Origin of the sequence: Mesorhizobium sp. M8A.F.Ca.ET.208.01.1.1, from assembly GCF_004791315.1 — a bacterium.
In the GTDB taxonomy this organism is placed as follows: Bacteria; Pseudomonadota; Alphaproteobacteria; order Rhizobiales; family Rhizobiaceae; genus Mesorhizobium.
The window spans coordinates 1-284 of sequence record NZ_SRUT01000404.1; the positions used below are offsets into that span (position 1 = coordinate 1).

Here is a 284-nt window from a genome sequence, read left to right on the forward strand (position 1 = left end):
CTTTCAAGTCGGCTGATGAAGATGTCGAAGCGATTGGGCATCGTCCGGTCCTGCCTCCTCCCGGGGAATCAGGGGTTAAATTCGCCGTTGCCGGTTTCGTTCCGCACTGTGGCAAAGGCATGGCGGATTCCTTGACCCTACCTCACGTTTTGCAACAGGCCGTCAGCCATGCCAAAGAGACTTTGTTCTTTCGCAACTCCGGACGGCAAACCGCTACGCACTTTTCCTGGAATTGCTTGAACGGAGGGTTATCGTTGACCGGCGACAAACGCAGCTACCTGATC

At 55.3% G+C, this 284-nt stretch carries 1 protein-coding gene; it reads left to right on the plus strand.

The genetic code is table 11. The features are described 5' to 3' along the window. Positions 1 to 284 (plus strand): hypothetical protein (locus EN851_RS36925; protein ID WP_210234967.1); only part of this gene is annotated, 284 nt, incomplete at both ends.